Origin of the sequence: Vibrio sp. R78045, assembly GCF_042466085.1 — a bacterium.
In the GTDB taxonomy this organism is placed as follows: domain Bacteria; phylum Pseudomonadota; class Gammaproteobacteria; order Enterobacterales; family Vibrionaceae; genus Vibrio; species Vibrio cyclitrophicus.
Genome location: NZ_JAXHBS010000013.1, coordinates 936,384 through 952,014, shown reverse-complemented (window position 1 = coordinate 952,014; position 15,631 = coordinate 936,384). Strand labels below are relative to the sequence as shown.

Sequence of the window (15,631 nt, the reverse complement as noted above, 5' to 3'; positions counted from 1 at the left end):
GGAATTAAATAAATAGCATTTGAGTAGCTAAATACCATATCACATCCATCTAGTGTTCACTGCAGCGCTCTGGCCTGTAGTTTTAATAGTGCGCTATGTCTCATTTCATTTGAAGCTTAGGTTTTGTTTTTGTAATTAAATTACAAAGTCAAGTTTTTGGTTCGTACTGATGCATATGTATTGAGCATGATACGCTGTTATTTTGCTCACTAATTATAGATTTTAGATACCCTATTTTATTAAGTGTGATATTGATCACTATTTATTTTTAAGTATTACAAAACAAAATGTGATCAATATCACTCGATAATGAGTGTTATTCCCATTTACATTGCTTTGTAATTTAAATTCATACCATTTTTGTGATCTAAGTGGCTATCGATAACCCGAAAGTGTTTTTTGTGTGTGACCACTGTCACTAAAATTGCCTCAAGGTGCATTTTCGAAATGTTGTGATACATTTTAATCGACTTTTGAATAAACACTTTCGGTCATTTGACCAACCAATACACTACGGGGTTCTACCTATGTTATCACCAGAAGCAAAGATTAAGGTTCAAAACTTTGGTCGTTTCTTATCCAATATGGTAATGCCAAACATCGGCGCATTTATTGCGTGGGGTTTCATTACTGCACTATTTATTCCAACAGGTTGGTGGCCTAACGAAACGTTAGCATCAATGGTTGGTCCTATGATCACATACCTACTACCGCTATTGATCGGTTACACCGGTGGTAAAATGGTTGGCGGCGACCGTGGAGCGGTTGTTGGTGCAATTACAACGATGGGTGTCATCGTTGGTACAGATATCCCTATGTTCATGGGTGCAATGATTGTTGGTCCACTAGGTGGTATCGCAATTAAGAAATTCGATGAAGCTGTTCACGGTAAGGTGAAGAGCGGTTTCGAAATGCTAGTGAACAACTTCTCTGCTGGTATCATCGGTATGATCTGCGCAATCATCGCGTTTGTCGTGATTGGTCCTGCAGTTAAGATTCTATCTGGTGGTCTTGCGGCCGGTGTTAACGCAATGGTTGAAGCAGGTGCTCTTCCTCTAGCTTCTATCTTTGTTGAACCTGCGAAAATTCTTTTCCTAAACAACGCAATTAACCACGGTATCTTCTCTCCACTAGGTATCCAGCAATCTGAAGAGATTGGTCGTTCAATCTTCTTCCTAATTGAAGCTAACCCAGGTCCTGGTTTTGGTCTTCTACTTGCTTACATGGTATTTGGTAAAGGTAGCGCGAAACAGTCTGCTGCTGGTGCATCTATCATCCACTTCCTAGGTGGTATCCACGAGATTTACTTCCCGTACGTACTGATGAACCCACGTCTAATTCTTGCTGTAATCGCAGGTGGTATGACGGGTGTATTCACTAACGTAATGTTTGATTCTGGTCTTATCTCTCCAGCATCTCCAGGTTCTATCTTCGCAGTTTTACTGATGACGCCAAAAGGTTCTTACCTAGGTGTTGTACTTTCAGTAATCGCTTCAACCGCTGTGTCTTTCATCGTAGCTTCAATCCTACTTAAGACTTCAGCTCAAGGTGACGACGAAGATTCACTAGAAAAAGCATCAGCACAAATGAAAGACATGAAAGCGTCTTCTAAAGGTGCTGTATCAGGTGCAAACGTGAACCTAGCTAATGTAGAAGCTGTGTACGTAGCGTGTGATGCGGGTATGGGTTCAAGCGCAATGGGTGCTGGTCTACTACGTAAAAAAGTAGAAACAGCTGGCCTGAACATTGTGGTAACTAACTATGCAATCAACAACCTACCAGCTGATTCGCAAATTGTTATTACACACAAAGACCTAACAGACCGTGCACGTAAAACCGTACCAGGTGCAATGCACATGTCTCTTAACAATTTCCTAGATGGCGCTGTATATGACCAGTTGGTTGTAGACCTTGTAGAAGCACAAAGCGGTGAAGCGAAAGTAGCAGCACCTGCGGCAGCGGCTCCAGCACAAGAAGGCAACAAACTTGCTCTGACTAACGACAGCATCTTCCTTGGTCTAAAAGCGACTCAGAAAAAAGACGCGATTAAGTTTGCTGGTGACCAATTAGTAAAACTTGGCAATGTGTCACCTGAATACGTAGAAGGTATGTTTGCTCGTGAAGAGCTTGTGTCTACTTACTTAGGCGAGTCTATCGCGGTACCACACGGCACAATCGAAGCGAAACAGTACGTACAAAAAACCGGCATCGTTTTCTGTCAATACCCTGAAGGCATTCAGTGGGGTGAAGATGAAGATGATATTGCGAAGATGGTTATCGGTATTGCAGCACAAGGCGATGAACACAACATGGTGTTGATGGCTATTACCAATTCACTTGATGACGAAGAAGCAGTGGAATGCTTACAGAACACAACTAACCCAGATGATGTTCTACGTATTCTAAACGGAAATTAATACGCTCTAGTCAAGCTCCTGAGTGAAGGAGGCCGGTGTCCCCCCACTGGCCTCATTTTCGGTCTTACTCTTTATCGGTTTAATAAAGATTCAGTCTGTATAGCTTACTGTTTAATGCCTAGAACCTAATTGGAAAGGGCATGTTGTTGAGTAGTTAGCTATCTAGATTCAAATATTTATAAGGTCTAAAATTATGAAAGCGTTACATTTTGGTGCAGGTAATATCGGTCGTGGTTTCATTGGTAAGCTTCTTTCTGATGCTGGTATGAAGGTTACGTTTGCAGACGTAAATGAAACGGTTGTTAATGCGTTAATTGAGCGTAAAGAATACCCAGTAAAGATTGTTGGAGAAGAGTGTGTTGTTGAGATCGTTAAAAACGTAACAGCAGTGAACTCAGCGACAAGCGCTGTGGTGGATTGCATTGCTGAATCGGATCTTATTACAACAGCGGTAGGCCCAACGGTTCTCAAGATTATCTCTAAATCTATCGCGCAAGGCATTGAAAAACGTGCTGCTGCTGGTAACACTGCACCAATGAACGTAATCGCGGCAGAGAACATGGTTCGTGGTACTAGCCAACTTAAAGCTGCAGTATTAGAGCACCTTTCTGATGAAATGAAAGCCTTCACTGAAGAGCACATTGGTTTCGTTGATTCAGCGGTTGACCGTATTGTTCCACCGGCAGAAGCTGGCGAGACAGACCCTCTAGCAGTAACGGTTGAAACGTTCAGCGAATGGATTGTAGATCAAACACAATTTAAGGGTGATATCCCAAACATCCCAGGAATGGAATGCACTGATAACTTAATGGCTTTCGTTGAGCGTAAACTGTTTACTCTTAACACTGGTCACCTAGTAACGGCATACCTTGGCGTTCTTGCGGGTCATGAGACAATCAAAGACTCTATTGAAGACGACGTAATCCGTGCTGAAGTAACAGCAACAATGGAAGAGAGTGGTGCTGTACTTATTAAGCGTTACGGTTTTGATCCTGAAGCTCACGCTGCATACATCCAAAAAATCCTTGGTCGTTTTGCAAACCCATTCCTACGTGATGAAGTAGATCGTGTTGGTCGTCAACCAATTCGTAAGCTGAGCCCACAAGATCGCTTGGTTAAGCCACTGAACGGCACATTAGAATACGGCCTTCCAAACGCTCACCTAGTAAAAGCGATTGCGGCAGCGTTCCATTATAAGAACGAAGATGACCCTCAAGCGGTTGAACTTCAGGCAATGTTTGCAGAAAAAGGCTTTGCAGAGACATTAGCATATTATTCTGAGCTGAATAGTGACTCAGAAGTTGTTAAACTAGCGGAACAAGCTTATCTAGCATTGAAATGATAAACCACCAAAGTGCCACTCCTGTGGCACTTTCTTATTGCCGAGCCGTTATGCCAATACAAACTAATCATGAAACAGAATTACTCGAAGCACTTTCCGAGGCTGAGAGTGCTGGCGCTTGCCTGATGGCCGCTTATGATGCATTGGATGATACGGTAGATTCGGTTTTAAAAAATATTTTCAAGAAAGACGATACTGCGATTAAGTTCGTTGTAGAACCTCTTCTCAATAGTGGCGGGCCGCTAGGGGAAATAATGATACGCGGAAAGTTGCTTCTGGGGCTTGGCGTGATCAGTAAAGAGCTTTATGACGACTTAGAGATTTTCGTGACCTTAAAAGAATGGGCGAAAATACAGGGTGATGACACCAGTTTTACTGAAGTGGATATCATCTTTGAGCTAAACAAAGTACATGCTATTCAGCGTATTATGCCTATTGAATACGACCCTGAGATGGTGAAAACCATGTCTGGTCCAATGTTAGAAATGTTCTTGGGTCGACATAACCAGAAAGTGAAATCCACGATCGTTTTGGCTATTACAGACATCATTAACACCTTGTGCCGAGATAACGCGCTGAGTTCTTAGTTTTTGCTATTGAGTTCATAGCTTGAAGCTTTCGCTTGAGCTTACACCTAAAGTGTTTATTTAGCTTATCTAGCTTTAATTCGTTTTATCCATCTTAGAATATACCGTCATTGCGGTTTCTCTTGTTTGAGAAATCGCTTTTTTGTTTCTGCAGCCTGTTTAAACGAGCTTGTTGCTCTATTATCGATCCTGTTACTCACCTCCTCAAATTGCAGATACAAAAAAAGCCACATTCTGTGGCTTTCTCTATTCAAGACGCTCTTTCTATTAAAAACGCCTTTTTATTCAAGACAATCGATTATAGGTCTTGGATGTTTTCAGCTTCTAGCTCTTGGAAGTAGCGTAGAGTCTTAACTTTTAGCTCTTGTTGAGCTGGCTCATCAGCAACGATGATAGCTTTACGGTGCATCTGTAGAGCGGTAACAGTCCACATGTGGTTTACAGAACCTTCTATAGCCATTTGAAGTGCTTGCGCTTTGTTGTGTCCTAGAGAAAGGATCATTACTTCTTCAGCATCTAGAAGAGTCGCAACACCGATAGTTAGTGCGTATTTAGGCACTTGGTTAATGTCGCCATCGAAGAAACGAGAGTTCGCGATACGAGTGTCTTCAGTTAGCGTTTTGATACGCGTGCGTGAAGACAGAGAAGAACCTGGCTCATTGAATGCGATGTGACCGTCGATGCCTACGCCGCCCATGAATAGGTTGATTTTACCGTATGAGCGGATTTTCTCTTCGTACGCTGCACAGTGTGCATCTATGTCGTCAGCTTTGCCATCAAGAAGGTTGATGTTTTCAGCTTGGATATCAACGTGGTTGAAGAAGTTCTCGTGCATGAATGTGCGGTAAGACTCTGGGTGGTTAGGGTCGATGCCAACGTACTCATCCATATTGAATGTTACAACGTGCTTAAAGCTTACTTCACCAGCTTTGTAAAGTTCAATTAGCGCAGCGTAAGTAGTTAGAGGTGTGCTACCAGTAGGAAGGCCTAGTACAAATGGACGCTCGGCAGTCGGAGCGAATTTGTTGATAGAATCTGCGATATGACGAGCAGCCCATTTACCTACTTTTGCTTTGTTGCTTAATGGAATAAGTCTCATTGATTTTGCCCCTAGAAATTAAATTTTATAGTGTTCTGAAACATTAATTCGCATTATAAAATAAGTTGTCGTGTTCTGCTATTGTTTTAGGTCAATATTTTACTTTTTTCATTGTATTTGTGACTAGATCTCTCAGAATTGCATAATTATTGTATGGATATTTGGTGGCGTTAAACAAGATTAATACGTTTGTCATATAGCATAATATTGATTCAATTCAGCGTCTGAAAGGGTCGATAAGCTTGATTTGTTTGTGTACTTCGATGCATTAACAGGCCGCTAGAATAGAGTTCAGGCAGAAAAATAAGGGGGGTAATGTAGAGTGATATTGATTAAAGAAGGGGGGAAGGAGAGAAACGTAAATTCTACAGTGATGCAAGTACCGTTGAGATTATGCCTGAGTCGAGGTGTCTCGGTGCTATCGTTATGAATTATTTATATATATTGGTAAAACCAGCCGGGTTAGCTAAACTTAACTGTTGCGAAGGTAAAGTGTGTTGAAGGCAAAAAAAAGCCCAAAGTGATGAGGTATCACTTTGAGCTATTTTACTAATCTTCTAACACTAACTCACTTTCGTATTCTTCCCTAGGCACTTCACCGCGTTTGCAGCCGTTTAGGGTATGAAAGCGACGGCGTCCACGAGCTAGTTGAATGTACTTCAACCAAACACGCTCTAACTTGGACTTAGCCTTATGAGGGTGAGATAGCACTTTAATGAAGTGTTTTTCTTCAGCATTGGTTGGTGTGAGTTCACCAGTTTCAAGTGCAAGCATAGTGTCACCAAACAAGGTTAGGATTTCCTCTTCTGAAAGAGTAAAATCACCTGACTTAGCGAACCCTCGTGGGAATTTAATGGTGTCATAAAAACGTTTTTTTCCGTGTCGGAATTCGGTCTCAGACATATCAGCCTCAGTAATGTGGTTAGATAGAAATTAGTGTTTATTGTTCACGCGAAAATATTGTTAAAAGGCAAAAATAGAAAACAAAACGTTTTTGCCTTTACGATAAACAATCCTAGATCGGCTAGTTAGCAGATTTATTACAGAGATGTATTTGATGGATGTGAAAGTATTTAGAACCTTTCTTGAGGTTGCAAGGGTGCGCCATTTTGGGCGTGCAGCAGAAAATTTGTATCTGACACAGGCGGCGGTGAGTGCGCGTATCAAACAGCTAGAAGGCTATTTTGATACTCAGCTCTTCATTCGTGATCGCAATAACATCAAGCTCACCTCTTCCGGTGAGCGTTTGATTGGTTATGCGGAAGTGATGGTGTCTACCTTACAACAAGCTAAATTTGAGCTGTCGTTGGAGAGTGGTAAAGCTTTGCAGTTAACACTGGGTGGTACACCGAATATTTGGGATGCGTATCTGCAAAATTGTTTGAGTGTAGTAACCGATTCTTTTGGTGGTTATGGCTTTATGGCCGAGGTGATGGGGCGTGAGCAACTCAACCGAAATTTACTTGAACGCACCTTAGATATGGCTTTCGCTTTCGATCAGATCAAAGCGGAAGAGTTGAACTGTAAAAAAGTCGCTGATTTGGTTTTGGTGTTGGTATCAACGCAACAAGATGATCTGGAATCTGTATTCCAACATAAATATGTTTATGTCGACTGGGGAACGCGTTTTGGTTCTGAACACGCCGAGCGTCACCCAAAAGTGCCCGCGCCGTATCTACGTACCTCTACGGCTCGTATTGCCCTTGACTTCATTTTGGAGAAAGGGGGGAGTGCCTACCTACCTGTATCTCTGGTTGAACCTTTTATTGCTTCGGGTCAGTTACACAAGGTTAAAGGGGTTGAAGACTGGTATCGCCCTATTTACTTGAGCTATCGTAAAAGCAGTACTTCAGTTGACGCTATCATGCAGGTTGAGCAATTGGTTAATGAGATTGACCCATCAACGGCGTATACGCTTCAACAAGCAGCTGAGCAAGCTCCAAACGCTTAGTTTTAATTTCACGATGTTTTCATAAAAAAATGGCTCCTTGTTAAAGGAGCCATTTTTGTTTTTAAACCAGCGAGAACTTTATTTTTAAATCCGAGATCATCCCATTCTTTAAAACATAAATATTTTCTAAATCAAAGATAAGCTCTAAACCAAATCTAAAGTCAGTTCTAACCCACATAAAAGAAGTTAAGCCTGGTCAATGTGCCTTATTTGGCGGAACTATAAGTTCATTAGATTCTCGATTGACTCTTCAAGAGAGCGAGACATGTACGAATGGATTTGATTTCCATCGGTAGCATCAATTTCGATCATAGAAATTCCGATGTCGGCTTGATCCTCAAGGTAACTGAGAGATTGCTCGACTGATTGACTGGTGAGAATTTGTTGGTTTGATAACACAATTCGACACGTATGAAGATCCATAGCCTTTTTCCTTTTTATCCAATAGGTCTCTGCATCTTAATGTGCTAAGTACCAGTTGTTGACGTTGTTAGAAGTATCCCTTCTACCTATTAAAAATAGCTGAATTGAGTGAAAATAAAACTGTTTTTGTGATTTATTTAACCTTCACTTCCGAAAGTGGCTAGCGGCAATGGCGGTTCGCGGTAGACTTTTAGTTATTGGAAAAAGAGCAGCCGTTAATTAGAAGAGTATGACATGTTAAAAAATATCAATAACAACAGTGTCTTAACGACTGAGCAGTGTAGTTTGGCTCGCTACTCTCGAGATGCTCGGTTTGACGGCATGTTTTTTACCGCAGTAAAAACGACAGGTATCTTTTGTCGACCTATTTGCCCGGCAAGCCCGCCCAAAGAAGAAAATGTCGAATACTTTTCTCATCAAGCTCAGGCTTTGAAAGCGGGTTATCGTCCTTGTTTACGATGTCGCCCTGATAGCGCACCATTCTCACCCGCGTGGAAAGGCGTCGAAACAACGTTTTTGCGTGCTTTACAATTGATCGATAACGGTGCTTTGAATTCAGGCTCAATCGTAGAACTTGCGGCTCGTTTGGGTATCTCAGACCGCTATTTACGAACCTTATTCGACAATTACATCGGTGTGTCACCAAAGCAATACAGCCTATATAGCCAGTTAATGTTTGCGAAGCAGTTACTGCACACCAGTAGCATGAGCATTACTGATGTCGGTTTTGCGAGCGGCTTTAACAGTATACGCCGTTTCAATGATGCCTTTTTAAAAGAGCTGAAGCTCTCACCAAGCCAAATCCGACGCTCTAAACCCAGCAACTACCTGAGTAACCATATCCAACTTTCTTTTCATGGCCCTTTAGATTGGGAGCACCTGTTGGGTTTTTATCGACGAAGAATGATTGAAGGTCTGGAGGGCATCGGTGAAAACTATTATCAACGCACGGTGAATGTGAATGGTTCTAAAGGCTGGTTCAAGGCCACCTTAGTAAAAGAAAACCGCTTAGATATTGAATTTGAGTTGGACGATATAAGCCAATTAAGAAGTTTGATTGCTAACATTCGACGTATGTTCGACCTTGATGTCGATATTGCCAAGGTTGAGGCTTTTTTTATGACCATTGATCCTAACTTGGTTGCCAAGAGTGGTATCCGTATTCCTGGCGTTTGGAGTGCTTGGGAGGCTGGTGTAAGAGCGATTCTAGGGCAGCAAGTCTCAGTAACAGCAGCGATCGGCCAACTCAACTTACTGGTGCGAGAGATTTCTGGTACGCATCAAGCTTCTGTTTTACAAGAGTTGGCTAATTCCCAAGAGTGCTCTGAATTACAACAAATTGCTTATGCATCTGAGAAAGCGTATTTCCCAACACCTAAACAAATAGCTGATGCTGATGTGAGCTTTTTAAGAATGCCGGGAAGTCGTAAGGAAACTTTAAAGCGTTTTGCCGAATACATGGTCGACAACGAAGCCGAACACCCTTCTAAGTGGATTGACCTAAAGGGCATTGGGCCTTGGACGATTCAGTACGCGCTGCTCAGAGGGCTAAGTGAGCCTAACCACCTGTTGATTAGCGATTTGGTGGTGAAGAAGTTCATTGAGCATCGCTCTACGATTAATACAGAGAGTGTTTCGCCTTGGGGAAGCTACGCCACGTTCCACTGCTGGAATCAGTCTTAAAATAAAGAGTGCTCACAAATATCTACAATACACAAACATCTGTAGTACTAGGCTAGGAGATATTATGGCTAACCGTTTTACTTATTATGAGAGCCCACTGGGAACCGTGACTTTACAGGGGAACGATGAAGGGCTGCTCGGTCTTTGGTTTGAAACATACACAACCAAGCCAGATCAGTTAGGCGTTCGAGATGATGACTTTCCGATCTTTGAATTGGTTGCCGACCAGCTCAATCGATATTTTTCTGGCGAAGCCATTCAATTTACTGTGCCGATCTCAGCCAAGGGTACACCGTTTCAGCAGTCGGTGTGGCAAGCTCTCACGACGATTCCATACGGTGAAACCTGGAGCTATGCACAATTGGCTGATGCGATTGGCAATCCGAAAGCGGTGCGTGCTGTTGGTCTAGCGAATGGCAAAAATCCGGTGTCAGTGATTGTGCCGTGTCACCGTGTGATTGGTAAAAATGGCAAGCTGACCGGGTATGCAGGTGGTGTCGAACGAAAGCAACGCTTATTGGTTATTGAAGGAAGGGAACAGGAGTAGATAGGTTCTGTAGAGAATGTTGATTGGGCTTTATCGAGAGTGCATTGCTTTTCATGGTGCACAAATTGATATTGAGTACTAATGCCATTCATTGATGTATCGATTTATGGTTAAAAACTCATGGGCTAGGGACGTAAAGAGTGACTTTACAATAAAATTGGCGCTTTCTGGAAAATACTAGTTTAGTTGCATACTATTTAACTATATTCTCCAAGCAAGGATGCTCAAATGAATAGCCGTTATTCACTTATATTCTGCTGCAGTAGCGCATTATTGCTAACTGGCTGCTTAACCGACACGAATCGCCCCTTCGAAGTACCACAGCTTGTTTTGTTCAAAGGCATGTATGAGAACGCTGAGAATGGCAGCTATTTAGTGTTCGAATCGGGGCAAGTGACTTATCAAACTATGGGTAATACCGTTACCCGCACGTATCGTGTCGAAGATGATTTGATCAACATTAAATTAAATTCCGCAAATAGTCGAGTTGACCCTGGATTGGTAATGCGGATTCAACATCAAGGTGCGGTACTCACCTGCAACCGCTGCCCAGCGATGCAACTAAGCAATGTCTGGACAAGGGTTGAGAAGCCTTTGGGCGAGTTGTCTAATTAGAAAAGAGCGCTGTTAAGCCATAAGTGAGCGACGATACTGACGGCATAACCTATCATGATCACTGGCATCCATTTTAAGTGCCCAAAGAAGGTGTATTTCCCATGCGCTGCCCCCATCAACGCCACGCCTGCTGCACTACCAATAGACAACAAGCTGCCCCCAACACCTGCAGTTAAGGTAATCAATAGCCAGTTACCTATTGACATCTGTGGCTCCATGGACAGCACCGCAAACATCACCGGAATGTTATCGACAATAGCAGACAAGATCCCGACCATGATGTTGGCCCAAATTGGGTCCCATTGGTTGTACATCACACCAGAGGCAAGCTCTAAGTAACCTAACAAACTCAAGCCGCCCACGCACATTACGACACCGTAGAAGAACAATAACGTGTCCCACTCGGCATGAGATACCCTACGAAATACATCAAATGGCACGACTGAACCTAATCTCTTAAGCGCGCCTTCGTCTTTGTTAGCAATCGCCACCGCTTTTTTCTTAGCGAGCGAATTGGGCAAGGTCTGGCGTAGGTAATACCCAAAGAACTGGAGGTAGGCGAGCCCCATCATCATGCCCATTACAGGAGGGAAGTGAAGCACGGCGTGGAAAGCGACCGCGGTACCGATTGTCATGATGAACAAGAAGACGATTCGCCTTGCGCCACGTTTTAACTCGATGTGTTGGTGCACAGTATCGGGCTGAGTGGTTGGAACAAAGTAAGACATGATCAGTGCTGGAACCAAGTAGTTCATCACTGAAGGAATAAATAACGGAATGAATTCGGTAAAACTGACATGTCCAGCCTGCCAAACCATTAGTGTCGTGATATCCCCAAACGGACTGAATGCGCCGCCGGCATTGGCAGCTATCACAATATTCACACACGCGAGGTTAACGAATTTTGGATTAGAGCCTGCGACCTTAAGAACCACAGCACACATCAATAGAGCCGTGGTGAGGTTATCGGCAATGGGGGAAATGAAGAATGCAAGAATACCTGTTAACCAAAATAGAGACCGGAAATTGAACCCTTTGCCTACCATCCACGCTTGCAATGCATCAAATAACCTCCTCTCTTCCATGGCACTGATGTACGTCATGGCCACGAGTAGGAACAGCAGTAGTTCAGCGTATTCTAGTAAGTTATGTTCAAGGGCTTGTTTGGCCACTTCGACAAGGTTGTGTTCTTGGTAAGTGAAACCAATGATAATCCAGATTAAGCCAGCTGCCAGTAACACGGGCTTTGACTTTCTGAGCTTTAGGTATTCTTCCATCATCACCACTATGTAGGCGACAACGAAAATGGTCAGCGACAGGTAGCCAGCAAACGAGTTGGTTAGACTGAGCGATTCCCCTAGCTGAGAAGTGGAAGCAGCTGCTACCGTTGAAAAGAAGAATAGAGAGAGAACAGCTGAAAGCTGGATACCTAGCATGGATTACGCTCCGAAGTTAATAAGTTATTAACACGGGTAAAAGCGTAGACCTAAATAAGCATGTGGGGTGTGATAGATATCTTAATAATTCAATAGATTATAGTGAAAAAGAAAGACGGTGGCGAAAGTATTAGCTTTGATGGATACTCCTGGCAACTCAGGCTTAGCATTGATTGCGTCGCTTCAAAGTACTGATGCTGGCGCGGGGCGATCGTTAACTTCTTCTCTTCAGGTACAGTACTGTTCACCCTTCCAGTTATGGATGGTTATTTGGCGGTAACTTCGTCAATTGGCCTAGCGGTTGCTGTGATGTTTATCTTCAAGTTTGTTGGTGCAATACATGGGACGTATCATGGGACCAATTGGTATTGAAGGTCGCTATATTCCAGTGATGATCGCGATTTCAGTATTGAATGCGTTTGGTGCGATGTTCTTGATGAATATTATTCTATAACTTTTGTAGAATGACAGTTTTCGAAACTTTTTAGGGTTTATGGTAAATGAATTGCCAATGAGACTTTTCAAACGCTAAAAAAAGGAAACCCCGTTTGGCTTTCACCAAACGGGGTTTATTCTTTTTGTAGCCATCCTGCTACTGCGCGTTACTAATTTTTCAATAGGTAACTGGTGCTCCCTGCATCATTCCTTGACGTGGCTAAATCCTTTAACCTATCCAATTCGTCGCCTTCCTGGCGGTGTCCTTGCTAACTCGTCATCCTGGCGAGTGGCTCTATCCTAGAGGAAAACTTCCATGCTGATCACTCATCCTAAGTCATCAAATCTTCGTCCTGAAGATACCTAATCCGTTAGGCTTTTTCCTGTTCCTGCCAACTCCCTGTCGACCTGTGTATTAAACACTTTGGAGGCTTTGCTCGCAATTGATGGTAAGAAATAAATGAATACGCTAACTGAAATAAATATGCGTAGATTCATACAAAACAAAGGGTTGGGTTTGTTTTTTAGGTGTTTTCTGCGAAGCTTAATTGTGATCTCTTACGTTACATGTAAGAGATCTCTTACATATTTTCGGGCTCAAATATCATTTTGCATTGACTACACCAATGAATTGATGGGTAATGTATGACGAATTAACACCAAGTGATAGGGAAACATAATGGTTACAGCACTTTACGCAGCCTTGCTGACGGTCGTCATGATCTGGTTAGCGATCGAAGTTATTAAGCAGAGGCGAGCGAACCTGGTCGCTTACGCCGATGGCGGTGTTGAGTCGTTGCAGATAGCACGCTCGGCACAAAGCAACGCAATGGATTATATCCCCATTACAATTATCTTGATGGGGTTCTTAGAGATGAACGGAGCCAATGTTTGGTTTATTCATGTACTGGGCGTGGCTTTTCTTTTGGGACGTGTGATTCATGCTAAAGGAATTCTAGCGGAAAATTTTAAGGGTCGAAAAGTGGGTATGGTGTTAACGCTTATCTGCATGATCTCTTTGATTGTCCTAAACTTAGCTTACCTACCTTTTGATAAAATGTTCTAGGGAGCATTATGGTATTACGCCTTCCTCCTGCTTGGGCAATTGTCCTTGCAGGTCTGATACTCAACATCATGGCGATTGTTATGTCGAGCTTGGTGTTAGATAAACTTGAAGCGGAAAAAGCGGAATACAACGATCGCAAATACGGCAACGTATATTCGATACAACTAGCCTGGAATACGATCGAAACCCTAGAACGCAAGCGTGAAGCCATTCTAATTCACCTTGATAAACGACCAACAGAAGTGGCTCAACCTGCGACAGTTCTCAATGAAGCGTTGCGCGGCCAGCTCAGGCGCTGGGTGAGTGATGAAGTGCCAACGATTTCGTTGGCTAATTTACCCGAGATTATGGTGTTGATAAATAGTGCTCAAGAAGCACAACGAACACGAATCGACGATTACTATTTGGATAACCTAACCTTGGTTGAGTTAATACAAAGGCTCGATGAGAAAATGGCTTTCTACAAGAATATCGCGCTTTTTCTTCAGGTATTTGGTTTAGCACTGATCTTAGCTCGAGATCTGGCAAGAAGGCCTTAGTGGTTTGCTTTCCACTATTGGCAGTTATATAGCTAGCGAGACTCGCTTGGCAGGTGAGGGTGTTGCTGGCCTTGGTATTTTGGTAGCTGCTCTTTCAACCCTTTAAACGTACTCAGTGCGCTGCCGATCGATAACTTGTTCATCAACCAATTTGGTAATATCCCACCCGCGTTCGCATACGCAGTATAGGTAATGTAGGTATTGCCATTGGTAAGTGGTTGCAATGTCCAAAGTGCGTCCACATCGTAGATTCGAATATACCCTGATTCTTTTGCCAAATAGTTCGAAGCATCCTTAATCGATAAAACAAACTGTCCATCTTCGACGCTGTACTGGGAGTAGGTCACCATATCTCGATTTCTAGCAGGCCAAGGTGCTTTAAACTGGGTGTAGACGATGTTTTCAGTTTCAGAAATTTGCATTAACACTTGGCTTTCAGATACATTGTCTATCCAGTTCGGCACATTGTCGCTATCTTCCAGCAATAACAAAAAACCAGAATAACTGGTCGGTGTTTGCATTTTCGCTCGTATTTCTACCAAGCCTTCACTATGTGGCCTCTTATCAATGACGATTCCATCTTCGCTTTTCACAAATTGCCATGGGGCGGCATAGGTGAGTGTTGATAGAGTGCAAAGCCCGAGTGCAACAATCCTAGCTAATATCATTATTCTTCCTGAAAAAGAAAAGCTTATTTGTCAGAAGTATAGAGTAAAAATGAATTTGATTCGTGCTGAGGGCTTTATGCTTTTCTCTGATTTGAGTGTCACATCGTTGTTTGTTGTGGTGTCACCATTAGTTGACTACTTATCCATAGTTAAATCGTCGACATGAAAACGGAAGCGTTCGGTCGCTTCCGTTTTTATTAATGGGCAATGGATAAACGTTGAAGGCTAAAATGAGTAGTGGACAAATTTATAGGCTAAAACTTGTCGACTAGAGCTTATCGACTAGAGTTTATAAGCTTCGACAGTTTTGATCGTCGTCCAGTTACTGTTGGCATCTTGGATAAATTCTTGTGTATCTTCCAACCATCGTTTTTGTACAGATTTGTCCAAGTTCAGATATAGCTTTCCATCTTCGACTTTCCATGCATTAGGGTCGGTCTCAAACTTCTTGCCCATAGCTACACCAAAGGCACAATAGCCACCGTATTGAGGCGCATAAGCTTCAGGGTTAGTACGAAACTGATCTCGGTTTTCACTGCTTGCGAACTGATAAATAGCGTTCTTATAAGTTGCTGTGAATTTTGATGAGCCTTGAACGGCGCCCGAATCAGTAAAGTAAGCTACTGGGTCATAGCCTTTGATCGCTATGTCATTGCTATCAACGCTCATGTCGATATCTGCTGCCATTAGCGAGAAGCTGGTACCTAGTAACGCTACCATTAGAGTGAGTTTTTTATTGGCTGGTTTGATGTATGACATAACAATTTCCTTGTCTTCTTTGGTTATCTTGTTTGAATAAATTAGCCCACTAGTCCGGTCTATA

15 protein-coding genes and 1 pseudogene are annotated in these 15,631 nt (G+C 42.8%); 10 read left to right on the top strand and 6 right to left on the bottom strand.

Going from position 1 to position 15,631, the window contains the following annotated elements:
- Nucleotides 1–527 precede the first annotated feature (527 nt).
- The 3 genes from SJY39_RS14815 to SJY39_RS14805 all read left to right on the top strand — a co-directional run bounded on the left by SJY39_RS14815 (nucleotide 528) and on the right by SJY39_RS14805 (nucleotide 4,346).
- Nucleotides 528–2,417 (top strand): PTS mannitol transporter subunit IICBA, encoded by a 1,890-nt coding sequence (locus tag SJY39_RS14815; protein WP_010432466.1) that lies wholly within the window; start codon nucleotides 528–530, stop codon nucleotides 2,415–2,417.
- Between the two features lie 193 nt (nucleotides 2,418–2,610).
- Nucleotides 2,611–3,759: a mannitol-1-phosphate 5-dehydrogenase gene (locus tag SJY39_RS14810; RefSeq protein ID WP_010432469.1), complete on the top strand. Its 1,149-nt coding sequence runs from the start codon at nucleotides 2,611–2,613 to the stop codon at nucleotides 3,757–3,759.
- A 50-nt stretch (nucleotides 3,760–3,809) separates the two neighbouring features.
- A complete protein-coding gene (locus SJY39_RS14805) occupies nucleotides 3,810–4,346 on the top strand; it encodes an MltR family transcriptional regulator (protein WP_022571110.1) in 537 nt (178 codons plus the stop codon).
- Between the two features lie 298 nt (nucleotides 4,347–4,644).
- Here SJY39_RS14805 and nagB read toward each other — a convergent pair whose 3' ends face one another.
- On the bottom strand, nucleotides 4,645–5,445 hold the full coding sequence (gene nagB, locus SJY39_RS14800; RefSeq protein ID WP_010432474.1) for a glucosamine-6-phosphate deaminase: 801 nt from the start codon (nucleotides 5,443–5,445) through the stop codon (nucleotides 4,645–4,647).
- Nucleotides 5,446–5,994: 549 nt separating this feature from the next.
- Nucleotides 5,995–6,348 (bottom strand): DUF413 domain-containing protein, encoded by a 354-nt coding sequence (locus SJY39_RS14795; protein ID WP_010432477.1) that lies wholly within the window; start codon nucleotides 6,346–6,348, stop codon nucleotides 5,995–5,997.
- Nucleotides 6,349–6,502: 154 nt separating this feature from the next.
- Between SJY39_RS14795 and SJY39_RS14790 the strand changes: the two genes are divergently transcribed.
- Entirely contained in the window at nucleotides 6,503–7,396 is an 894-nt protein-coding gene (locus SJY39_RS14790; RefSeq protein WP_010432478.1) for a LysR family transcriptional regulator, read from the top strand.
- 219 nt (nucleotides 7,397–7,615) lie between these two features.
- On the opposite strand, the gene SJY39_RS14785 is transcribed toward SJY39_RS14790, so the two are convergent.
- Complete coding sequence (locus SJY39_RS14785) at nucleotides 7,616–7,819, bottom strand: hypothetical protein (protein ID WP_010432480.1); 204 nt, start codon at nucleotides 7,817–7,819, stop codon at nucleotides 7,616–7,618.
- A gap of 234 nt (nucleotides 7,820–8,053) precedes the next feature.
- Between SJY39_RS14785 and SJY39_RS14780 the strand changes: the two genes are divergently transcribed.
- From SJY39_RS14780 to SJY39_RS14770, 3 genes are all read left to right on the top strand, one after another.
- Complete coding sequence (locus SJY39_RS14780) at nucleotides 8,054–9,502, top strand: DNA-3-methyladenine glycosylase 2 family protein (protein WP_016790012.1); 1,449 nt, start codon at nucleotides 8,054–8,056, stop codon at nucleotides 9,500–9,502.
- Between the two features lie 64 nt (nucleotides 9,503–9,566).
- Nucleotides 9,567–10,049, top strand: a complete 483-nt coding sequence (locus tag SJY39_RS14775; RefSeq protein WP_016785485.1) for a methylated-DNA--[protein]-cysteine S-methyltransferase — start codon at nucleotides 9,567–9,569, stop codon at nucleotides 10,047–10,049.
- A 228-nt stretch (nucleotides 10,050–10,277) separates the two neighbouring features.
- Nucleotides 10,278–10,664, top strand: a complete 387-nt coding sequence (locus SJY39_RS14770) for a hypothetical protein (protein ID WP_016793156.1) — start codon at nucleotides 10,278–10,280, stop codon at nucleotides 10,662–10,664.
- On the opposite strand, the gene nhaD is transcribed toward SJY39_RS14770, so the two are convergent.
- Nucleotides 10,661–12,100, bottom strand: a complete 1,440-nt coding sequence (gene nhaD / locus SJY39_RS14765) for a sodium:proton antiporter NhaD (RefSeq protein WP_010432493.1) — start codon at nucleotides 12,098–12,100, stop codon at nucleotides 10,661–10,663. The genes SJY39_RS14770 and nhaD overlap by 4 nt on opposite strands.
- 109 nt (nucleotides 12,101–12,209) lie before the next feature.
- On the opposite strand from nhaD, the pseudogene SJY39_RS14760 reads away from it, so the two are divergent.
- The 3 genes and pseudogenes from SJY39_RS14760 to SJY39_RS14750 all read left to right on the top strand — a co-directional run.
- A pseudogene (locus tag SJY39_RS14760) lies at nucleotides 12,210–12,436 on the top strand (YjiH family protein); the annotation flags it as partial.
- A gap of 778 nt (nucleotides 12,437–13,214) precedes the next feature.
- Nucleotides 13,215–13,601: an MAPEG family protein gene (locus SJY39_RS14755; RefSeq protein ID WP_010432496.1), complete on the top strand. Its 387-nt coding sequence runs from the start codon at nucleotides 13,215–13,217 to the stop codon at nucleotides 13,599–13,601.
- 8 nt (nucleotides 13,602–13,609) lie between these two features.
- Complete coding sequence (locus SJY39_RS14750) at nucleotides 13,610–14,140, top strand: hypothetical protein (RefSeq protein ID WP_016787512.1); 531 nt, start codon at nucleotides 13,610–13,612, stop codon at nucleotides 14,138–14,140.
- Nucleotides 14,141–14,172: 32 nt separating this feature from the next.
- On the opposite strand, the gene SJY39_RS14745 is transcribed toward SJY39_RS14750, so the two are convergent.
- The gene (locus tag SJY39_RS14745; RefSeq protein ID WP_010432500.1) at nucleotides 14,173–14,808 is read right to left on the bottom strand and encodes an START domain-containing protein; all 636 of its coding nucleotides are present in this window, start codon (nucleotides 14,806–14,808) and stop codon (nucleotides 14,173–14,175) included.
- Nucleotides 14,809–15,090: 282 nt separating this feature from the next.
- The gene (locus SJY39_RS14740) at nucleotides 15,091–15,567 is read right to left on the bottom strand and encodes a YHS domain-containing (seleno)protein (RefSeq protein ID WP_010432507.1); all 477 of its coding nucleotides are present in this window, start codon (nucleotides 15,565–15,567) and stop codon (nucleotides 15,091–15,093) included.
- Nucleotides 15,568–15,631 lie beyond the last annotated feature (64 nt).